This is a genomic window from Kribbella speibonae, from assembly GCF_004331375.1.
GTDB classification, from domain to species: Bacteria; Actinomycetota; Actinomycetes; order Propionibacteriales; family Kribbellaceae; genus Kribbella; species Kribbella sindirgiensis.
On record NZ_SJKC01000003.1, the window covers coordinates 70,704 to 89,904 of the forward strand.

Annotated in this window: 20 protein-coding genes and 1 pseudogene; 5 read left to right on the forward strand and 16 right to left on the reverse strand. The window is 67.6% G+C overall.

Annotation, left to right across the window (positions count from 1 at the left end; translation table 11 throughout):
• Positions 1-31: 31 nt before the first annotated feature.
• From E0H92_RS21620 to E0H92_RS21645, 6 genes are read right to left on the reverse strand one after another with little or no spacing between them, the layout of a single operon-like run.
• Positions 32-1,036, reverse strand: coding sequence for an N-acetylglucosamine kinase (locus tag E0H92_RS21620; RefSeq protein WP_131497543.1), 1,005 nt, complete (start codon positions 1,034-1,036; stop codon positions 32-34).
• On the reverse strand, positions 1,024-2,280 hold the full coding sequence (locus tag E0H92_RS21625; protein ID WP_131497544.1) for a 6-phospho-beta-glucosidase: 1,257 nt from the start codon (positions 2,278-2,280) through the stop codon (positions 1,024-1,026). Before E0H92_RS21625 ends, E0H92_RS21620 begins: the two co-directional genes overlap by 13 nt.
• Complete coding sequence (locus tag E0H92_RS21630) at positions 2,277-3,161, reverse strand: carbohydrate ABC transporter permease (protein WP_131497545.1); 885 nt, start codon at positions 3,159-3,161, stop codon at positions 2,277-2,279. The genes E0H92_RS21625 and E0H92_RS21630 overlap by 4 nt, the downstream gene beginning before the upstream one ends.
• A complete protein-coding gene (locus E0H92_RS21635; protein ID WP_131460454.1) occupies positions 3,158-4,087 on the reverse strand; it encodes a carbohydrate ABC transporter permease in 930 nt (309 codons plus the stop codon). Before E0H92_RS21635 ends, E0H92_RS21630 begins: the two co-directional genes overlap by 4 nt.
• Positions 4,084-5,406: an ABC transporter substrate-binding protein gene (locus E0H92_RS21640; RefSeq protein WP_131497546.1), complete on the reverse strand. Its 1,323-nt coding sequence runs from the start codon at positions 5,404-5,406 to the stop codon at positions 4,084-4,086. The genes E0H92_RS21635 and E0H92_RS21640 overlap by 4 nt, the downstream gene beginning before the upstream one ends.
• Before the next feature lie 11 nt (positions 5,407-5,417).
• Positions 5,418-6,605 carry an ROK family transcriptional regulator gene (locus tag E0H92_RS21645; RefSeq protein WP_131497547.1) on the reverse strand — a complete coding sequence of 396 codons (1,188 nt, stop codon included), beginning with the start codon at positions 6,603-6,605 and terminating at the stop codon, positions 5,418-5,420.
• A 145-nt stretch (positions 6,606-6,750) separates the two neighbouring features.
• On the opposite strand from E0H92_RS21645, the gene E0H92_RS21650 reads away from it, so the two are divergent.
• Positions 6,751-8,403 (forward strand): ABC transporter ATP-binding protein, encoded by a 1,653-nt coding sequence (locus E0H92_RS21650; protein WP_131497548.1) that lies wholly within the window; start codon positions 6,751-6,753, stop codon positions 8,401-8,403.
• Positions 8,400-10,187, forward strand: a complete 1,788-nt coding sequence (locus E0H92_RS21655) for an ABC transporter ATP-binding protein (protein ID WP_131497549.1) — start codon at positions 8,400-8,402, stop codon at positions 10,185-10,187. Before E0H92_RS21650 ends, E0H92_RS21655 begins: the two co-directional genes overlap by 4 nt.
• Here E0H92_RS21655 and E0H92_RS21660 read toward each other — a convergent pair.
• The 9 genes and pseudogenes from E0H92_RS21660 to E0H92_RS45770 form a co-directional block, all read right to left on the reverse strand.
• Positions 10,135-11,097, reverse strand: a complete 963-nt coding sequence (locus tag E0H92_RS21660) for a DUF2891 family protein (RefSeq protein ID WP_131497550.1) — start codon at positions 11,095-11,097, stop codon at positions 10,135-10,137. The two genes, E0H92_RS21655 and E0H92_RS21660, sit on opposite strands and share 53 nt — an antisense overlap.
• An 8-nt stretch (positions 11,098-11,105) precedes the next feature.
• Positions 11,106-12,077 (reverse strand): DUF979 domain-containing protein, encoded by a 972-nt coding sequence (locus E0H92_RS21665; protein WP_131295735.1) that lies wholly within the window; start codon positions 12,075-12,077, stop codon positions 11,106-11,108.
• Complete coding sequence (locus E0H92_RS21670) at positions 12,074-12,775, reverse strand: DUF969 domain-containing protein (RefSeq protein WP_131460448.1); 702 nt, start codon at positions 12,773-12,775, stop codon at positions 12,074-12,076. The genes E0H92_RS21665 and E0H92_RS21670 overlap by 4 nt, the downstream gene beginning before the upstream one ends.
• A gap of 153 nt (positions 12,776-12,928) precedes the next feature.
• Complete coding sequence (locus tag E0H92_RS21675; RefSeq protein ID WP_131344689.1) at positions 12,929-13,606, reverse strand: uracil-DNA glycosylase; 678 nt, start codon at positions 13,604-13,606, stop codon at positions 12,929-12,931.
• Positions 13,607-13,747: 141 nt separating this feature from the next.
• Positions 13,748-14,293 (reverse strand): DUF1990 family protein, encoded by a 546-nt coding sequence (locus E0H92_RS21680; RefSeq protein WP_131497551.1) that lies wholly within the window; start codon positions 14,291-14,293, stop codon positions 13,748-13,750.
• Positions 14,290-15,069 (reverse strand): YndJ family protein, encoded by a 780-nt coding sequence (locus E0H92_RS21685; protein WP_131497552.1) that lies wholly within the window; start codon positions 15,067-15,069, stop codon positions 14,290-14,292. The genes E0H92_RS21680 and E0H92_RS21685 overlap by 4 nt, the downstream gene beginning before the upstream one ends.
• Complete coding sequence (locus tag E0H92_RS21690) at positions 15,066-16,082, reverse strand: LCP family protein (RefSeq protein ID WP_131497553.1); 1,017 nt, start codon at positions 16,080-16,082, stop codon at positions 15,066-15,068. Before E0H92_RS21690 ends, E0H92_RS21685 begins: the two co-directional genes overlap by 4 nt.
• Positions 16,083-16,166: 84 nt before the next feature.
• Entirely contained in the window at positions 16,167-16,574 is a 408-nt protein-coding gene (locus E0H92_RS45650; protein ID WP_338068868.1) for a helix-turn-helix domain-containing protein, read from the reverse strand.
• 48 nt (positions 16,575-16,622) lie between these two features.
• Positions 16,623-16,832 (reverse strand): annotated as a pseudogene (locus tag E0H92_RS45770) (AraC family ligand binding domain-containing protein); the annotation flags it as partial.
• Here E0H92_RS45770 and E0H92_RS45135 point away from each other — a divergent pair.
• The 3 genes from E0H92_RS45135 to E0H92_RS21705 all read left to right on the forward strand — a co-directional run bounded on the left by E0H92_RS45135 (position 16,734) and on the right by E0H92_RS21705 (position 18,205).
• Positions 16,734-16,949 (forward strand): hypothetical protein, encoded by a 216-nt coding sequence (locus E0H92_RS45135; protein WP_238173635.1) that lies wholly within the window; start codon positions 16,734-16,736, stop codon positions 16,947-16,949. The pseudogene E0H92_RS45770 and the gene E0H92_RS45135 overlap by 99 nt on opposite strands.
• A gap of 143 nt (positions 16,950-17,092) precedes the next feature.
• Positions 17,093-17,827, forward strand: coding sequence for a phytanoyl-CoA dioxygenase family protein (locus E0H92_RS21700; protein WP_238173536.1), 735 nt, complete (start codon positions 17,093-17,095; stop codon positions 17,825-17,827).
• An 84-nt stretch (positions 17,828-17,911) separates the two neighbouring features.
• Complete coding sequence (locus E0H92_RS21705; protein WP_131497556.1) at positions 17,912-18,205, forward strand: HU family DNA-binding protein; 294 nt, start codon at positions 17,912-17,914, stop codon at positions 18,203-18,205.
• Positions 18,206-18,208: 3 nt separating this feature from the next.
• On the opposite strand, the gene E0H92_RS21710 is transcribed toward E0H92_RS21705, so the two are convergent.
• Positions 18,209-19,153, reverse strand: coding sequence for an SMP-30/gluconolactonase/LRE family protein (locus tag E0H92_RS21710; RefSeq protein ID WP_131497557.1), 945 nt, complete (start codon positions 19,151-19,153; stop codon positions 18,209-18,211).
• Positions 19,154-19,201 lie beyond the last annotated feature (48 nt).

Sequence of the window (19,201 nt, forward strand, 5' to 3'; positions counted from 1 at the left end):
ACCCTCGCTCCGCTCGGGGTGATGGGAGGGGTCAAGCAGCCGGTGGTGGTGCGAACGCGGCCCGTAACCGCGCCTGAGCGCTCGCTCCGGCCGCGGTGTGATCGAGTCCGAGCAGAGCCGCACCGACCACCGGCGGTACGTCGACCACCCGCGGGATCGCCTTCGGGGCAATGTCGGCGAGCAGCTTCGTGACCCGGTCGAGAAGGACCGAGTGGCCGGCCGTCAGCACGCCGCCGCCGAGGACCACGGTGACCCGTTCGCCGAGCAGGTCGAGCCGCCGCAACGCACTCGACGCCATCGCGACGATCTCCTCGGCCTGCTGCTGAATGATGCCCAGGGCAACGACATCGCCGGCCGCCGCGACCTGGAACAGGACCGGCGCGGCCTCCAGTTGCCGCTCGGCCGGCAGCTCGCCGAAGTGGAACGCCTCGATCACCGCGGTCAGCGACGGCAGTCCGTAGTGCATCGGCAGTGCGGTGAGCAGTGCGGTGGCCGGACCGCGGCCGTCATCGGCCCGCGACGCCGACCAGAACGCCTCCTCGGCCAGCTGCGCTCCACCGCCCCAGTCGCCAGTCAGCTTGCCCAGCGCGGGGAACCGTGCGGTGCGCCCGTCCGGCAGCATTCCGGAGCAATTGATGCCCGCGCCGCACACAACGGCGACGCCGCGCGGCTCGTCCACGCCGGAGCGCAGCAGCGCGAAGGTGTCGTTGGTGACGTACACCGACTCGGCCCAGCCGCGGTCCTCGAACTCAGCCGTGAGTTGCTCGACCTCGATCGGTAGGTCGGCGTTGGCCAGGCACGCCGAGATCTGCTGCACCAGCGGTACGTCGCCGACGCGCAGCCCCGCCGCAGCCGCCGCATCCCGGACCAGTGACTCCAGTCCGTCCACAGCGGCCGCAGCACCGATCCGCTGCGGCTCGAACCCGCCGCCACGCGCCGTACCGAGTACTGTCCCGTCCGCCGCGACGAGAGCGACGTCGGTCTTGCTGTTACCGGCGTCGAAGGCGAGAACACCGCCTGGGACTAGCGCGCCCACGGCAGGTAGTCCTTGTTGTGCGCCAGCAGCTTGTCCGTCAGCTCCTGTGCGATGGAGATCTGTCCGACCAGCGGATGCGCCAGCAGAGCCTGGAAAACACGCTCGGATCCGCCCTTCACGGCAGCCTCCAACGCCAGGTCCTCATACGCCGTGACGTGTGCGACCAGTCCGGCGTACAAGGGCTCCAGTGGGGCCACCGGCTCCGGTTTCGTGCCCTGTGCGTTGACCGTTGCCGGTACTTCAATGACAGCGTCATCGGACAGGAACGGGAACGTGCCGTTGTTGAGCGTGTTGACGACCTGTACGTCGCCGGTGTCGTTGAGCAGAGACGAAGCGAGTGCGACGGCCGCCTCTGAGTAGTACGCGCCGCCGCGCTTCTCGAGTAGTGCGGGCTTCTCGTCGAGCTGCGGGTCGGCGTACATGTCCAGCAGCTCTTTCTCGAGTGCAGCGACCTCTGCTGCTCGGGAGGGCTTCGTGAGCAGCTCCTGCACCACCTCGTCGTGCTGGTAGTAGTAGCGCAGGTAGTACGACGGTACGACGCCTAGCTGCTGCACTACGTCAGACGGGATGTGCAGGTCGTCGGAGATCTCGGACAGGTGCTTCGACAACAGCTGCGGCAGCATGTCCTCGCCGTTGACGCGGACTGCGCGCTCCCACGTGAGGTGGTTGAGCCCGACGTGGTCGAGCGACACCTCCTCGGGCGTGACTCCCAGCATCGCGGCGAACCGGCGCTGGAACCCGATCGCCACATTGCACAGCCCGACCGCCTTGTGTCCGTGTGACAGCAGGGCCCGCGTGACGATCCCGACCGGGTTGGTGAAGTCGATGATCCACGCGTCCGGGTTGGTACGCCGTACGCGCTCAGCGATGTCCAGCACGACAGGTACCGTCCGCAGCGCCTTCGCGAGACCGCCGGCACCTGTGGTCTCCTGGCCAACACAACCGCACTCCAGCGGCCATGTCTCGTCTTCGTTGCGTGCAGCCTGTCCACCGACCCGCAACTGCAGCAGTACGGCGTCCGCGCCGTCGATCCCCGCGTCCAGGTCGGACGTGGTGATCACCCGGCCGGCATGTCCTTGTTTTGCGAAGATGCGCCGCGCCAGACCGCCGACCAGCTCGAGCCGATCGGCCACCGGGTCGACGAGCACCAGCTCCGACACCGGCAACGTGTCCCGCAACCGCGCGAACCCGTCGACCAGCTCAGGCGTGTAGGTGGATCCACCACCAACGACTGTCAGCTTCATCCCTTGACCCCTGTCAGTGTGACGCCCTCGATGAAGGCCTTTTGTGCGAAGAAGAACAAGATGATCACCGGTGCCATCACCAGGAGGGTTGCTGCCATGGTGAGGTTCCAGTTCGTGTGGTGGGCGCCTTTGAAGGACTCCAGGCCGTAGCTGAGGGTCCAGGCGGCGGGGTTCTCGCTGGCGTAGATCTGTGGGCCGAAGTAGTCGTTCCAGCAGTAGAAGAACTGGAAGAGGGCTACCGCGGCGATAGCCGGCTTGGCCATCGGCAGGACGATCCGGACCAGGGCCTTGAACTCACCGCAGCCGTCCACCTTGGCGGCGTCGACGTAGTCCTTCGGAATCGTCAGCAGGAACTGCCGCAGCAGGAACACCGAGAACGCGTCCGTGAACGCCATTGGGATGATCAGCGGCCACAGCGTTCCGGACAGGTGCAGCTGCTTGGCCCAGAACAGGTACATCGGCACGATCACCACCTGTGGCGGGAGCATCATCGTTGCGATCACCAGCATCAGTACGGCGTTCCGGCCGCGGAACTTGAAGCGGGCCAGCGCGTAGGCGACCGGGATGCTCGACAACAACGTGAGCGCTGTACCGAGTCCGGCGTACAGCAGGGTGTTCTTCCACCAGGTCAGGAAGCCTGGTGTTTCCCAGACGGTCCGCAGGTTCTCCCAGTGCCAGCTGTCCGGCCACAGGTCGCGGGTGAGCGCCTGCTGGTCGCTCATCAACGCAGTGAGGAAGATGAACACGAAGGGCAGCACGAAGAACAGTGCGGCGGCGATGGCGAGTGAATGTACGCCGACCCACTGCAGGAAGCGCGTACGGCGTGCTGTGCGGGCAGCCGGTGTCAGCGTGACCGGAGACGTGAGTGCTGTGGCGGTCATGCGGCGCTCCTTTCGGTCATGGAGCGCATCAGGAAGGCGGTGAACACCATGGCCAGTGCGAACAGCACGAGCGCGATTACGGAGGCTCCGCCGGTGTCGAAACGCTGGAAGCCCAGGTGGTACACGAGTTGCGGCAACGTCAGCGTGGACTTGTCCGGGTACCCGGGCTCGAACTGCTGGCCCGCTCCGCCGATCACGCCACTCGCGACCTTCCCGGCGACCAGAGGCTGCGTGTAGTACTGCATCGTCTGGATGACGCCGGTGACGACGGCGAACAGCACGATCGGCGAGATGTTCGGCAGCGTCACGAACCGGAACCGCTGCCACGCATCTGCCCCGTCCAACGACGCCGCCTCGTACTGCTCCTGCGGTACGTCGAGCAGCGACGCCATGAAGATCACCATGAGGTCGCCGATGCCCCACAACGCCAGCATGGTCAGCGCGGGCTTCGACCAGTTGGGATCGTTGAACCAGCCGGGTTGCGGCAGTCCGATGCTGCCGAGGATGTTGTTCACCGGACCGGTGCCCGGGTTGAGCAGGAACGCGAACGCCATCGTGGCCGCGACCGGAGGAGCCAGGTACGGCAGGTAGAACGCGGTACGGAAGAACCCGGCGCCTGTCTTCACCTTGGTGATCAGCAGGCCGATCCCGAGGCCGAACAGCACCCGTAGCGTGACCATCACGACGACCAGCCACAGGGTGTTCCGCAGCGCCGGCCAGAAGAACGGGTAGTCCGTGAAGACGTACTGCCAGTTCTTCAGGCCGGTCCAGGTGGGCGGCGTGAACCCGTCGTACTTCATGAAGCTGAAGTAGACGGTCGAGACGAGTGGGTACAGGAAGAAGACGCTGACGCCGATCAGCCACGGCGACAGGAAGGCCAGAGTGCGGGCGGTTTCGCGACGGTGTTTCTGCCGCAGCGTGGTCATTTCGCCTGGGCCAGGTCTTTGTCGATCTGCTCGTCGGTCTTCGCCAGACCGGCGGCCAGATCGGTCACCTTTCCGGCTTCGTAGGCGTAGCCGAAGTCCTGCAGCGTGAGCTGGTAGGCGCCGCCGTTGGGGCTCGCCGGCGTGGTGTTGCTCTTCTCGTGCTGGGCAATGCCGATGAAGGGCTTGAGGTCCGCAGCGATCTGCGGAGACTTGAGGGCCTCGAGCGTCGACGGCACGTTGTGGATGGCGTTCGCGAAGCTGACCACGGCGTCGGTGTCGGTGGTCATGAACTTCACCAGCTCCCAGGCCGCGTTCTGCTTCTGGCTGGTGCCGGCGATCCCGATCACGGTGCCGGACAGGTAGCCCTTGCCGTAGCTGTCGGCCTGGTCGTCCGGCACCGGGAACGGCGCGACGCCGATGTCGAACTTCGCCCCGGCCTCACGCGCCATTCCGAGCCGCCACTCGCCGTCCATCGTCATCGCGACCTGGCCGGTGTGGAACGGGTTCTTCGCGCCGAACTCGTCACCGAACGTCGCGCGGTACTTCTCCAGCTTCGCGAACCCGCCGAGCTGCTCGACCAGGCCCTTCTGCCACTTCAGCATGCTCGCGAAGGCAGGATCCTTGGCCAGGTTCGACTTGCCGTCGGGGGTGAAGTACGTCGGGTTCCAGAGCGCGGCGAAGTGCGTGGTCGTCGACTCGTAGCCGTGGAAGTTCGGCATGAAGCCGAGCTGGCTGTAGCCGTCGCCCTTGAGCTTGGTGAGCTTCTTCGCGACCGCGTCGAACTCAGAAAGCGTTTTCGGCGGCGCGGCGATCCCGGCGGCCTGGAAGGCGGTCTTGTTGTAGTACAGGCCGTACGCGTCGTTCAGGAGCGGCAAAGTACAGCGTTTTCCTTGGAACTGCGTGTAGTCCTGCAACGGTTTCGGAAACGTCGCGTCCAGGTCGATGCCGGACTTGTCCAGGAACGGCTTCAGGTCCGCGAAGACGTTGGACGCGCAGAAGGTGCCGACGTTGTCGGTGGTGAACGAGGACACCACGTCCGGCGCGTTCGCCCCGCCGGCCCGCAGCGCCTGCTTGATCTTGTCGTCGTTGATGTTGCCGACGACCTTCACGTGGATGTTCGGATGCTTGGCCTCGAACGCCTTCACTCCTGCGTCGATGGCGGCTGCCTCGCTGGGGGCGCTCCATCCGTGCCAGAAGGTGATGCTGACGTCCTTCGTGGCATCGTCGTCAGCCTGCGGTGCGTTCGAAGTTCCGGTGCAGGCCGTCGCTGTGAGGGCGACTGCGGCGGTGCCGATGACGGCACGGGTGAAGCTGCGCATCCATTCTCCTACTAGGTAATCGGTGGCCCCGCGGTGTCGAAGACCTCGTCGCGGGTGGTGCTCAGGGCGGACTGCAGTGCTCCGGAGAGCACGGGGTCGGTGCTGATCGCGGTCATCAACAGCTGCGGCCGCGGTACGGCGAGATCGGCGAGCTCGTCCTGGACCAGCCCGCGCAGGCGTTCGCCGCCCGCGGTGATCACGCCGCCGGCCAGCACGATCAGCTCCGGGTCGACGACCGCGACGATCGCCGCCAGACCGACCGCGAGCCGGTGCGCGAACTCGTTCAGTACGGCGTCGCCCGCGCCCTCGGTCTGCAGCGCGAGCGCGATCGCGGCCTCCGGCGTACGGGCTTTCAGGCCGTGCTCGCGGGCGAGCTCGAGGACCGGTTCGCCGCCGGCGAGTTCCTGGAAACCGCCGGCGTTGTTGCGGCCGACGTTGCGGACCAGCGGCGTCCCCGGCAGCGGCAGGAACGCCACCTCGCCGGCGCCGCCGGTCGCGCCGCGGTGCAGGCGGCCGTTGATCACGATCGCGGCGCCGATGCCTTCCTCGCCCCACAGCAGCACGAAGTTGTCGTGCTCCTGGGCGTGGCCGACCCGCTGCTCCGCGATCGCGGCCAGGTTGACGTCGTTCTCGACCTCGAGCGGTACGGCGATCGCCGCGGCCAGCTCCTCGAGCAGGTGCGGCGCGTGCCACCCGGGCAGGTGGGTCGCGTACCGCAGCCGGCCGGTCGTCGGGTCGAACCCGCCGGGCGTGCCGATCGACACCCGGTGCAGGCGCTCACGGCTCAGGCCCGCCTCGCCGGCCGCGCCCTCGATCGCCTTGACCACCCGGTCGACCGTGCCCTTGGCGCTGCGGCCCGGGGTGGCCAGCTCGTAGTGCCCGACCACGTTGCCGGTCAGGTCCGCGACGGCGGCCCGGATCCGGGTCGGTGTGACGTCCAGCCCGCCGACGTACGCGATGCCGCCGTTGATCTCGTACAGCTGCGCGTTCGGGCCGGGGCGGCCGGCGGTGGTACCGCTCGGGCGGACCAGCCTGGCAGCCTCCAGCCGCGCGAGCAGCTGGGACGCGGTCGGTTTGGACAGCCCGGTCAGGTTGCCCAGCGTGGTGCGGGAGAGCGGGCCCTGGCTGAGCAGCAGGTCCAGGGCGGCGCGGTCGTTCATCGCGCGCAGCAGGCGCGGCGTTCCGGGTGTTGTTGCCATGAGCCAACCCTGCCTCCCTTCGCCGCCCGCGGGTACTCGCCGCGCTGACAATCAGAACTGTTAGGAAAGTTTCCTATTAACGCGAGACCGTACGGCGGACCGGCTCGGGTGTCAATTGGTCGTCTTCGGTTAGGGTTGCCTAACTATGTCCACTGGGGAGCTGTTGAGGCGGGCGATTCGGCGGCATCGGGGCCGCATGGTCGCGGGAGTGCTGGTCCTGTCGTTGCACCAGGCGACCGAGGCGGCGGTGCCGGTCGCGATCGGGATCTTCGTGGACCGCGCGGTGGCGACCGGCCACGTCCAGCCGCTGCTGTGGTGCGTGCTGATGATGGTCGTCCTGTTCGCCGTCCTGTCGAACGCCTGGAAGACCGGTGCGCGCCAGGTGGTGTGGGCGATCGAGTACGAGACGCATCTGCTCCGGCTGGAGATCGCGCAGCGTGTGCTGGACCCACGTGGTCACCGCACCGGGCTGCGGTCGGGGGAGCTGTTGTCGATCGCCACGTCGGACGCCGAGAAGGCTGCGCTCGTCATGCGGTCGGTCTCGATGGGGGCGGCGGCATGTACGGCGTTGATCGTGTCGTCGGTGTCGCTGCTCCTGGTCGACGTACCGCTGGGGCTCGGGGTGCTGATCGGCGTACCGCTGCTGGTGCTGGGGATTCAGGCGCTGTCGCCGTTGCTGACGCGTCGTACGTCGAGTCAGCAGGAGGCGGTTGCTCAGACGACCGCACTGGCGACAGACCTGGTCAGCGGGCTGAGGACGCTGCGGGGCATCGGAGCGCAGCACAACGCGGCTGCGCGGTACCGGCGGTCGAGTGAGGCGACACTGCGGGCCACACTGCGCGCTGCGTCGACGAACGGGCTGCAGGACGGTGTGACGACCGCACTGAGCGGTCTGCTCCTGGCTGCGGTTGCTGGGGTGTCTGGTTGGTTCGCGTTGAACGGACGGATCACGATCGGCGAACTGATCACGGTGGTCGGGCTGGCGCAGTTCGTCGCCGAGCCGGTCGGGACACTCGGCTACGCGAGCCAGGTCCTCGCCATGTCGCGAGCGTCCGCCGAGCGCCTAGCCTCGGTCCTCTCCGCGCCACCACTGACCACTACCGGCACCGCAACCGCCATCGACTCGGCTCAACCGCTTCTCACTGTGAAAGGTGTCTCACACGGGTCCCTCTCGTCGCTGACACTCGTCCTCCAGCCGGGTGAGTCCGTCGGCGTACTCTGCTACGACCCGCGTGACGCCGACGCCCTGCTCGCGGTGATCGCCGGCCGCGCACCTGAGCACACCGGGACCGTCCTCGTTGGCGGCACTGCTCTCGAACAGCTGGACGTCGACGTGATCAGGCGGACGGTGTTGCTGGAGCGGCATGAGACGGACCTGTTCGAAGGAACGCTGCGCAGCAATCTCCTCGTGGATGCGGGGCTTGAGCGGGTGATGACGGCTGCTGGTGCTGCTGACCTGATCGAAGAGCTGGATCGCCCGTTGGCAGACCGGGGGCAGTCGCTGTCCGGTGGGCAGCGGCAGCGGCTCGGTCTGGCGCGTGCGCTGCTGGCTGAGCCGCCGTTGCTGGTGCTCCATGATCCGAGTACGGCGGTTGACGCTGTTACCGAGGAGCTGCTGGCCGAGGGGCTTGCTGAGGAGCGGATGGGCCGCACGACGCTGGTGTTGACGAGTAGCCCGGCACTGTTGGGAAAGATGGATCGGGTTGTGGTGATCGGCGACGGGTCGGTGGTTGCTGAGGGCATCCATGCTGAGCTGGCCGCGTCGGACCTGGCCTACCGCGAGGCGGTGCTGCGATGAACCTGTTGCCGATTGCGGGGCCGCGGGCGACCTGGGCCGTTCTGTGGCGAGAGATTCGGCGGCTGCCGGTGCTGTCGGTTGTCGCGGCTCTGGTGATCACCGGGGCCAGCGCGGCCGGGCTGGTCGCACCGTGGGCGCTTGGTGTGCTGATCGACAACATCGGCAACATGGCCGACAAGGCGGCCGTCGTGCGTGTCGTCGTGCTGATCGGGCTGGCGGCCGTGCTGGCCGGCGTACTGACCGCTCTGGGCGTGACGCTGGTCGCGCGGGTCGGGGAGACCGTGCTGGCGCGGATCCGGGAGCAGGTGCTCGACCGGGTGCTGCAGCTTCCCGCGCCGGTGCTGGAGAAGGTACGCACCGGTGACCTGCTCTCGCGGGTCGGTGACGACGTGGCGTCGGCGGCGTCCGCGCTGACCGAGGTCGGGCCGTCGGTACTCGGTGCGGCGTTGACGATCGTGCTGACTGTCGGCGGGATGTTCGCGCTCGACTGGCGGCTCGGTCTGGCCGGCATGCTCGCGGTACCCATGTACTACCTGGCATTGCGGTGGTACCTGCGGCGGTCGGCGCCGTACTACAAGCAGGAACGCGTCGCGATGGGCGAGCGATCCGAGGCGATCATCGCGTCACTGCGGGGCAGCGCGACGGTCCGGGCGTACCGGCTGGAGGATCGGCAGCTGGGGAAGATCGGCGAGACGTCCGGTACGGCGCGGGACATCTCGATCACGGTGTTCCGGTTGTTCAGCTTCTTCTCGTCGCGGATCAACCATGCCGAGTTCACCGGCCTGACGGCGATCCTGGTCACCGGGTTCTTCCTGGTACGGGAGGACTCGGTGAGCGTAGGTGCCGTGACAGCGGCAGCCTTGTACTTCCACCGGCTGTTCAACCCGGTGAACGTCGTACTGATGGAGTTCGACCAGATCCAGACGGCAGCCGCGGGACTGTCCCGCCTGGCTGGTGTGCTCGAGATCGAGCCGGCGCCCGAACCGCCTGACCACGCCGGACCGTCCGACGCATCCCTTGAGCTGCAGCAGATTACTCACCACTACGACGGTCCTGAGGTCCTCACCGAAGTCTCGCTGCGGCTGGAGCCAGGAGAGCGGGTCGCACTGGTCGGCGCGAGTGGTGCGGGTAAGACGACTCTGGCGGCAATCGCAGCAGGTGTTCTGGCACCGTCAGCAGGCACGGTGCGGCTCGGTGGCGTCGACATCCGCGATCTGGGTGAGGATCGAACGCGCGCACAGGTCGCTCTGCTCAGCCAAGAGGTGCATGTGTTCTCCGGAACGCTGCTGGAGGACGTGCAGTTGGCCCGTCCTGAAGCAGCGGCGGCTGATGTGGAAGGAGCCCTGGACCGCGTCGGGGCGTTGGCGTGGGTACGTGCGCTGCCGGACGGGCTGGACACTGTCGTGGGGGAGAGCGGCCACCCGTTGACGGGTGCACAGGCGCAGCAGCTCGCCTTCGCGAGGCTGGTGCTTGCTGACCCGCCGGTCGCCGTACTGGACGAGGCGACGGCTGAGGCGGGTAGTGCCGGTGCACGTGAGCTAGAGCGTGCTAGCGCGGCAGCAACGGCGGGACGGACCACACTGGTCGTCGCACATCGGTTGACTCAAGCCGAGCAGGCGGACCGGATCGTCGTACTCGACCATGGGCGAGTGGCCGAGTCAGGGACACATGAGGCGTTGCTGGCAAGTGGCGGGCGCTATGCGCAGCTGTGGCGTAGCTGGACTGGTACGTCTACGCCTGATCAGCCAGGAGGGCGAACGACACCAGCCAGTGCGTCGACATGAAGTCCCCGTCGGTGACCGTAGGCAGCACAGCATCGATCTGACGGTCCGCACCAGCACGCAGTACGTCGGCAACCGGCAGCGCCGGCGCGATTGTCCGCAACTGCCACGCCCGTGACAACGCCAGCCCGGACAAGTGCGCCAACTGCCCGTCACCGGAGTCATCCGTCACCGGCACCTCCAGCAGATGCTGGTGGGCGTCTTGACCCAGCCCGGGCAGGAAGTTCGCCAACCACCCCGCGAATTCGGTGGCAGGCAGGACGCGCCGCATCAGCTCCGCCTCGGACAGCGCCGGCGACAGGAAGTCCGTCCCCGACGGTTCGAACCGCGTGTCGTACGCCGTGTCGCCGCCGAACCACTCCAGCGCGCGAACTCGGATCGCCTCCACCACATCAGCGCGTCCCAGTTCGCCGTACGCCTCGTGCAGCAATGCGAGCGCGAACGCGGAGTTGAGGTGCACGCCGTGCCGCACCGGATAGGCCTGTTTCGGCAGCCAGCCGAGCACGAGGTCGGCGATGACATCGCCGAGCGGCGTGAGTGCGTCTGCCCACTGGGTCTTGCGGGTGGCGGCGGCCAGCATCGCCGCCCAGGCCCAGCCGTACGGGCGTTCGTACGACGGCCGCTCCCGCAGGTACGCGGCCTCGGTGGCGATCGCGGCGGGTGTCAGGCGCTGGTCGAGCACCTCGATCGGGCGGCGGCCGACCTGGTCCGGCGCCAGCGTCAGCAACCGGACCAGGGACCACTGCATGTGCGCGCTGGAGTGCCAGTCGTACGACCCGTGGAACGCCGGGTGCAGGCGATCCGGGGTCACGTCGACGTCGTCCGGGCCGTGCGACGCGTGGGCCGTGCCGTACGGGTACGGCGTCTCGAGCACCTCACAGGCGATGTCCGCCCAGGCAGCGGCGTACTTCATGGAACTCCTTAGAACGCGAAGAAATACATGATGAGGATGTTGCAGCCCAGCAGTGGGATCGCGGTCGGGATCTGCGCCTTGATCGGTCCGTACTGGTCCTTCATCTCCAGCAAGGCCGCGGGTACCAGATTGAAGTTCGCCGCCATCGGCGTGCACAGGGTGCCGCAGAACCCGGCCAGCATGCCGACCGCGAACACGACCGCGGGCGTGCCGTGGAACTGCTGCACCAGCAGCGGCCAGCCGATGGCCGCCGTCATCACCGGGAACGCCGCGAACGCGTTGCCCATGATGATCGTGAAGATCGCCATACCGACGCAGTACAGCGCGACCGCGGCGATCAGCGAGCCCTTGGGAATCAGGTGATCGGTGACGCGACCGACGGCCTTGCCGACGCCGGAGGTGTTGAACAGCAGCCCGAGCGTCGCCAGCATCTGCGGCAGGATCGCCGCCCAGCCGATGTGTTCGAGCAGCCGGCGTCCTTCGTGCAGCGGGACGGCGGGCGATTTCGGGCGCAGCAACGCCATCCCGACGATCAGCGCGAGGATCGAGGCGACGCCGAGGCCGATGATCGTGGCGGATCCGGTCTGCAGCAGCAGCTTCCCGTCACCGAGCTTCACCTTGGCGAGCCAGGCCCCGAAGATCGCCGCGACCACCGGGATCACCAGCGCCGGCAGGAACAGCTTGTTGCCGAACCGGTCGGCGAAGTGCACGCGTTCGGCCGGGGTCGTCGTCCGCTCCTCGCCCTTGCCCGGGAAGCCCGAGCCGGCCAGGACCGCCAGGCCGATCACCGCGATACCGAGCAGCCAGGCCGGCGCCTGCTTGTTCACGACGAACGTGCCGTAGCCGAACGAGACGCCGAGGATGCCCCAGAACGCCGCGCTGCCGAGCCGCTTGGCGTTGCTGCGGTCGTTGAGCACCTGCAGCGCGATCAGGACGAAGAAGATGCCGCACAGCCAGTAGAACCACTCGACCTTGATCATCGCGTGGCCTCCTTCGCCGCGGCCTGGTCCTCGGCGGCGAGCTTGTCCAGTTGGCGATCGAGCAGCAGCAGCCGGGTGCCGTGGATGAGCAGCGCGCAGATCCCGGTCGGGATCGCCCAGAGCGCGATGTCGATCGCCTCCAGGTGCAGGCCGTACGTCGCGTCGACGAACCCGGTGATCAGCAGGATCGAGCCGATCGCGACGAAGATGTCCTCGCCGAAGAACAGCCCGACGGTGTCGGCACTGGCCGCGAAACCCTTGATCTTCTCCTGGAGTTTCTCCGGGAGCTTGCCGTACCGGCGTTCCGCGGCGCCGGCGGCCATCGGGTGGATCAGCGGCCGGACCGCCTGCGCGGGCCCGCCGATGCTGGTCAGGCCGAGGGCCGCGGTGCCTTGCCGGATCAGCAGGTAGATGGCCAGCAGGCGGCCGGTCGTGACGACCTTGAGCTTGCTGATCAGCTTGCGGGCCTGATGTTGCAGGCCGTAGCGCTCGATCAGCCCGATGACGGGCAGCGTGACGATGAAGACGGTGACGGACCGGCTGCCGGCGAAGCCGTCGCCGAACGCGTTCAGGATCTTGACCGGAGACAGTCCGCCGATCAGGCCGGCCACGATACCGGCCGCCGTGACGACCAGCATCGAGTTGATTCGGAGGGCGAACCCGACGACCACCACCGCGATGGCGAGCAGAACCCACATGGTTCCTCCCGGGAGGGACAGGGCGATTCCGCTCACCATAGGAGATTGTTGAACGATCCTGCAATGCATCATTCGAACAAATCTCTCCGGAACGCGAAAACGCGCCGTGACCGCTTGGGTCCGGCGCGTCGTCGTACGGCTGTTTTGGAGCGGTTAGGGGAGGCGCCAGTCCACCGGCTCGGCGCCCTGCTCGGCGAGGAGCGCGTTGACCCGGCTGAACGGGCGCGAACCGAAGAAGCCGCGATCGGCGGACATCGGGCTCGGGTGCGCGCTCTCGACGTACGGCGTGCTGCCCAGCATCGGCTTGAGCGTCTGGGCGTCCCGGCCCCAGAGGATCGCGACCAGCGGGCCCCCGCGGTTCACCAGCGCGTGGATCGCCTGCTCGGTGACGCTCTCCCAGCCCTTGCCTCGGTGCGCACCGGACTTGCCGGGTTGCACGGTCAGCACTCTGTTGAGCATCAGTACGCCCTGGTCGGCCCAGGGGGTGAGGTCGCCGTTGGACGGCGCCGGTACGCCGACGTCCGCCATCAGTTCGCGGTAGATGTTCGCGAGGCTGCGGGGGATCGGTCGTACGTCGGGGGCCACCGAGAAGCTGAGTCCGACCGGGTGTCCCGGGGTCGGGTACGGGTCCTGCCCGACGACGAGCACCTTCACCTGTTGCAGCGGCCGGTGGAACGCGCGCAGCACGTTCTCCCCGGCGGGCAGATAGGCCCGCCCCGCGGTGATCTCCCCACGGAGGAACTCACCCATCTGCGTCACAGTGCCTTCGACCGGAGCCAACGCCTCAGCCCAGTCCGGCGCCACCAGATCCGACAACGTCTTAGGACTCACCCGCCACAGTGTCGCAGTACTGCGGCTCGGAGTGCACCTCGGGTTGTCGCCCGTTGTTCGCGTGTCGCTCAAACGCTGGTGTGGTTGCAGACGGTACAAAGGTCGCGGCCCCGCACAGGTATGAGCTTTGCGGGGCCTTTGCTATCCGGCTAGGCGGCGCAGGGCACCGGCGTAGCGGGTGGCGGCGTAGTGCTGGGCCCTGCGGGTGATGGGGCCGGCCAGGCGGGTGTACCAGGTGGCAGGGCGGCTGTACGCGCGGATCGTGGCGTAGATGCCGTCTGACTCGCGCGTGATGAGGAAGGACTCCTCGCCGGCCTCGGGGTGGCCTTCCAAGGTGCCGTACGCGAAGCCGATCCGGTCCGGTTCGTTGACGACCCAGACGACCCGGCACGGGACCGGTAGCCCTCTCTGCGACCGGAGGCGGCGAAGCAGCATCCCTGGTCCGAGGCGGGCCAGAGAGTCGGTGCCGACCTGCGGCGGTGTGGCGGTCGCCGTCACCGGTATGCCGGCCGCGCGGTGCATCCGCCACATCAGCAACGCGTCAGCGGCCCGCTGGAACACCTCGTCCCCAGTCCCGATCCGCTCCCGGTACTCCAGACGGTGGTAGCCCTCGGGCGTCTCGTCGTACTGCGTCGAGCCCACTTCGTCGTACGTGAACCGCAACCCCGCAAGGTCGTCCAGCTTCATCGGGCTCCTTCCCGTCGCATTGCCAGTACGCCGCACAGTGCAAAGCCAACCGCATTCGCCACACCGTGGGTGGCAACCATCCACTCCAACGGCAGGTACGGCGTGTCCACCACATGTCCCAGTGCCCAGCTGACGGCCAACAGCATCGTCAGCACGAGCACGGAGCCCGACACCATCAGCAGGATCGCTGTAGTCCGGTCCGTGCGCCGCGACCGCTTCCACAGGTTCCAGCCGACCAGCCACATACCTGTGGTCAGTACGACGGCTCCTGCGAGCTCTACCGGGTCGCCGAGGAAGAACCCGAGCAGAACGATCGCAGTACCCAGCGGCACACTCACCGCCGCTAGACCGTCCGCAGCCAGAAAGGCCATCAGTGCGGCCGCGAAGCCCGCGAAATGGAAGTGAGCGACCGTCAGCGACAGCACGGTCAGGTTGAAGCCGAAGAGCTCGTACGACGAACGCTCGGCGACCAGTGCGAGCGCTGCGATCGACGGCGTGGCGAGCGCGGTGTAGAGCGCCACCTGTCGCGTGCTGACAGTCCTGTGCTGCAAGAAGTGCCGTGCGGCCAGTGTGATGAGGACCAGCGTGCCGACGAAGTACACCGACGCGAGCACGATCGAAACAGCTCCACGCGGCAGCCACAGCGCAATCGCACCAGGAACAGCGAACGCGAACCACCAGCGATTGCTGGCGGTTCGCGTCGGCAGGAGAGTGAGTCCGAGGGGTACGACGATGAGCATCCCCAGGCTCACCACCGCGTGGACGAGGACGGTCAACTGCTCTTCAGGCCGCTGGTGTTGTCTTCCTTGAGCGCGTTGAAGAGCGCCTTCGCCTTGGCGGTGTCCCACTTCACGGCGTCGCCGCGGTTGCAGCACAGCTGGAAGTTGTCGTCGCTGGTCGGCACGCTCAGCGCGACACCGCCGCTGCCGGAGATCGCCTGCATGCCGCGGGCGAACCGGATGAAGTCGAACAGGCTCATGTCCTGGTCGACAGTCAGCGCGTCGACGCCCTTGGTCGCGACGTTGTAGTACCGCACCGGGTTCAGGAACGTCGACGGCGAGGCGGCCTTCTTCGCGACCGCGCCGACCATCTGCCGCTGCCGCTCGGTCCGGCCGAAGTCGTTCTTGCCGTCGGCCTTCCGGGACCGCACGTAGCCGAGCGCGTTGACGCCGTCGAGCTCCTGGCAGCCGGCCGGCAGGTCGATATGCGCGTCCTTGTCCTTCATTGCCTTGGGCAAGCACATGTTGATGCCGCCGACACTGTCGATGACGCTGGCGAAACCGCCGAAGCCGACCTCGACGTAGTGGTCGATGCGCAGCCCGGTGTTGTTCTCGATCGTCTGGATCAGCGCCGCCGGGCCCTTGTTGAAGGCGGCGTTGATCTTCTGCTTGCCCTCGACGCCGGGGATGTTCACGGCGCTGTCGCGCGGGATGCTGACCAGCACCGTCGGCCCGGACTTCGGGACGTGCATCAGCATGATCGAGTCGGTCCGCGGCGGGCCGGCGTCGCCGCCGGTGTGCAGCCGGGCGCGCTCGGCCCGGCTGAGGTCCTCGCGGGCGTCCGATCCGACCATCAGGTACGTCGTCCCCGGGGTCTCGGCCGGCCGCTCGCCGGTGGGCATCGCGTCGAGCTTGTCGATCCGGCTCCAGGCGTAGAGCGGGACGGCGATCAGCATCAGAACGAACAGCAGGACGATCAGTCCGACGGTCCGGAGGAACCAGTTGCGACGCTTCTTCGGGCGTCGCGGCGGGTTCGCCTGTCGCGGGTCGATGGGCTGCGTTTCACTCATAGCCATGACCGTATCGGTGACCGGCCCCCGAACACGTCACCCCAGTGAATGGTTTTACACGTCGGAAAGTCGATGGCGCCTCCTTCAAAGGGAGGAAATCCGCCCTGAGATCGAACCGGACCGCCGGAACGCGACCGGCGACATCCCAACTCTGGCGGCGAACAGGCGGCTGAAGTACGCCGGGTCGTCGTACCCGACTCTCCGTGCGACCGCGGCCACGGACAGGTCCTCCTCGGCCAGCAAAACCTTTGCAGAGCTGAGTCTGGTGCTCAGAACGAGCTCCTGCGGGGTTGAGCCCGTCGTACGCCGTACTGCGTCGCGCAACTCGTTCACGGTGAGTCCTAGCCCACTGGCGTAGTCCTGAATGCTCATCGGCGTGCACGCGAGCTCAGCGAGCCGTGTGGCGACTCCGTCACTGGAACTCGTTCCAGCCTGACCGATCAGGTCGTAGAGCGCTCCAGTCAGCTGTACGACGTTGTGCTGCGTGCTCACGCGGAGCAAGCGGGTGAATGCACGGTCGATCGGACGCGGGTCGCCGTACCGGCGGACTGGACGGCTGGGATCGAGGTGGCCGAGTGACGTGAGTGCTGCGGTCGCAGGTCCGCTGAACAGAGTCCAGGCCTGCCGCCAGCGTGTTGAGGGTCGGTAGCCGTGGAGAACGCCAGGAAAGAGCCAGAGCATCGCAGGCGCGCGTACCTCGTGCAGTTGACGGTCAGGGCCGTGCAGCAGGTGGCCGCGGCCTTCTCTCAGCCAGACGAGGGCGTGACAGCCGAGCGCGCGATCCGGCGCGGGCTCGGCGCCGTGCGTCTGTTCACCGGCGCCGAGACAGAAGAGTCCAAGTTGGGTCTCGACAGCGCCTGGTGTTAGGTAGGTCGACCAGTTCTGCACGCTTACAAGAGTCCAAGAAGCCGGTGCGGGTGTCCATTCCGTTGAGCGCCGTACGCCGGTGGAATGGAGGTGTGCTGACGTCTAACGGATACGTGCTCGATGAGCGGCGGTTGGGTGAACTGGTGGCAGTACCCGAGGAGGAGCGTGGTGATCGGGCACAGTTGCGTGCTCGGCTGCAGCGGGACGGGTACCTGTTTCTGACCGGTCTACTGGACCCCGCGGCGGTGCTGGCGTTCCGGGAGTACTACTTCGGGTTGACGGGGTCCGCTGCGGACAAAGCGTCGTACCGGAAGGTGCTGTTCGAGGAGATCGTGCCGGGGGCTGAGTACGCGGCCTTCTGTGCGCAGCCGGCGTTGAAGGGCTGGTTCGAGTGGTTCCTCGGTGGTGAGCCGTTCCTGCACCGGCGGAAGATCATCCGGCAGACGGCGCCGGGCGAGAACGGCATCGGTACGGCGACGCAGGCGCACTACGACCTCGTGTACCTGCGCGGCGGCAGCGACCAGGTGCTGTCCGCGTGGATCCCGCTGGGTGACTGCCCGGTCAGCCGCGGCGGACTGACCTACCTGGAGGGCAGCCACCACAGGGTGCTCGAGGAAGAGGCTGCCGGCCGGCTGAAGCGCCCTGCCGCGTCCATCACCGCGGACCTGCCCGCCCTGGCCACGCAGTACGACGCCAACTGGCTGGTCGCGGACTACAGGGCCGGGGATGTCGTCATACACACCGCGCACACGGTCCACGCGGCGCTCGACAACGTGTCGACCGAACTCCGCCTGTCGACCGACATCCGCTACCAGCGGGCCGACGACGCGATCGACGACCGCTGGCAGAACCACTGGCACGATCGCGACGGACTCTGACCGGATTCCGGAACGCTTCTCGCTAACGACAATCATTTCGGTTAAGGTGCGGAGCGGAAGGTCGAACCGAGTCTGAGGAGAGCCGTGAACCGGAACGAACTGATCGCCGGCGTGGCGCAGAAGGCGGGTATCCCGCGGGGCCAGGCCGAGAAGGTCATCGACGCGCTGGGCGACGTCGTCACCGAGGCCGTGCAGCGCGGCGACAAGGTGTCGCTGACCGGCCTGCTCAGCATCGAGCGGGTCCTGCGCGCCCCGCGCACCGGCCGCAACCCGCAGACCGGCGAGCCGCTGAACATCCCGGCCGGCTACTCCGTGCGCCTGTCGTGCGGAAGCCGCCTCAAAGCCGCGGCCCGAGGCGACCTCCGCACCGTCCGCTGACCCTCAGCGGCGCACAGCTGTTGCCCAGTACGGCGTCGTGGGAGTCGGCGGCGTACTGAACCGGGCGTTGGCCAGGTAGAGCCGGTGCCCGAACGCGGCCGCGGTCGTCGGGATGTCGAAGCCCGGATCGGTGATGGTCCGGGTCTGCGTGCCCGTCGTCCCGGCCCGATTCAGCCGCACCACCGCGACCTGGTTGAGGAAGTTCTGCACGACGTACAGCGTCCGGCCGAGCAGCAGCATGCCGTCGCCGTTCGTCATCAGCGTGCCGCCGAGGTCGACGCGTTTGGTGACGCCGGTCCGCGGGTCGACCCGGAACAGGAACCCGGTCGACGACTGCACGATGATCACCGCGCGCCCGTCGGGCGTCAGCGTGATGCCGTTGCCGTTGAACCCGGTCGGATCGTGGACGTAGTCGCCGGTCAGCGGCACGGTCCGTACCCGGTTCAGTAGCTGGCCGTGGCGGCCGATCGGCACTTGGTAGACGACGGCCCGGCTGGAGTCCGTGAACCACGCGCTGGTCTTGCTGAGCACGACATCGTTCACGAACGTCGCCGGCTCGGTGGTCAGCGGGTAGCTCTTCAGGATCTTCCCGGTGCGGATGTCGACGACACGCGCCGTACCGCTCGAGCCGCCGGCGATCCACAGCCGCCCGCGGTTGTCCGCCTTCAGACCGACGGACGGCGTACCTGGTCCCTGGCTGATCACCTTGCCGCGTCCGGTGCGCAGTGACGCGGCGTAGATGTCGCCGTCGGCCAGCGAACCGAAGTACGCCGTACTGCCGCTGATCGCGATCCCTTCCGGCTGGAACCCGTTCGGCAGGTCGATCCGCGCCGGGAACGCGTGCTTGACGGCGTGCCCCGAGGTACCGGTGGCGTTCGCCGACGTGGAGATGAGGCCCATCAGCAGGACGGGCAAGCTCAGAACGGCTATCACACGACGGATGTTCATGTTTCCTCCCCTTCGGCACACCGTAGGACGGGCGGTGGCGGCCGGGAA

Excerpts from the sequence above, each read along its gene's own strand:
- E0H92_RS21670 (WP_131460448.1), bottom strand. The coding sequence starts at position 12,775 with ATGTGGGTTCTGCTCGCCATCGCGGTGGTGGTCGTCGGGTTCGCCCTC.
- E0H92_RS21630 (WP_131497545.1), bottom strand. The coding sequence starts at position 3,161 with ATGACCGCCACAGCACTCACGTCTCCGGTCACGCTGACACCGGCTGCC.
- E0H92_RS21665 (WP_131295735.1), bottom strand. The coding sequence starts at position 12,077 with ATGATCAAGGTCGAGTGGTTCTACTGGCTGTGCGGCATCTTCTTCGTC.
- E0H92_RS21650 (WP_131497548.1), top strand. The coding sequence starts at position 6,751 with ATGTCCACTGGGGAGCTGTTGAGGCGGGCGATTCGGCGGCATCGGGGC.
- E0H92_RS21645 (WP_131497547.1), bottom strand. The coding sequence starts at position 6,605 with ATGGCAACAACACCCGGAACGCCGCGCCTGCTGCGCGCGATGAACGAC.
- E0H92_RS21635 (WP_131460454.1), bottom strand. The coding sequence starts at position 4,087 with ATGACCACGCTGCGGCAGAAACACCGTCGCGAAACCGCCCGCACTCTG.
- E0H92_RS21640 (WP_131497546.1), bottom strand. The coding sequence starts at position 5,406 with ATGCGCAGCTTCACCCGTGCCGTCATCGGCACCGCCGCAGTCGCCCTC.
- E0H92_RS21710 (WP_131497557.1), bottom strand. The coding sequence starts at position 19,153 with ATGAACATCCGTCGTGTGATAGCCGTTCTGAGCTTGCCCGTCCTGCTG.
- E0H92_RS21660 (WP_131497550.1), bottom strand. The coding sequence starts at position 11,097 with ATGAAGTACGCCGCTGCCTGGGCGGACATCGCCTGTGAGGTGCTCGAG.
- E0H92_RS21680 (WP_131497551.1), bottom strand. The coding sequence starts at position 14,293 with ATGAAGCTGGACGACCTTGCGGGGTTGCGGTTCACGTACGACGAAGTG.
- E0H92_RS21625 (WP_131497544.1), bottom strand. The coding sequence starts at position 2,280 with ATGAAGCTGACAGTCGTTGGTGGTGGATCCACCTACACGCCTGAGCTG.
- E0H92_RS21655 (WP_131497549.1), top strand. The coding sequence starts at position 8,400 with ATGAACCTGTTGCCGATTGCGGGGCCGCGGGCGACCTGGGCCGTTCTG.
- E0H92_RS21690 (WP_131497553.1), bottom strand. The coding sequence starts at position 16,082 with ATGAGTGAAACGCAGCCCATCGACCCGCGACAGGCGAACCCGCCGCGA.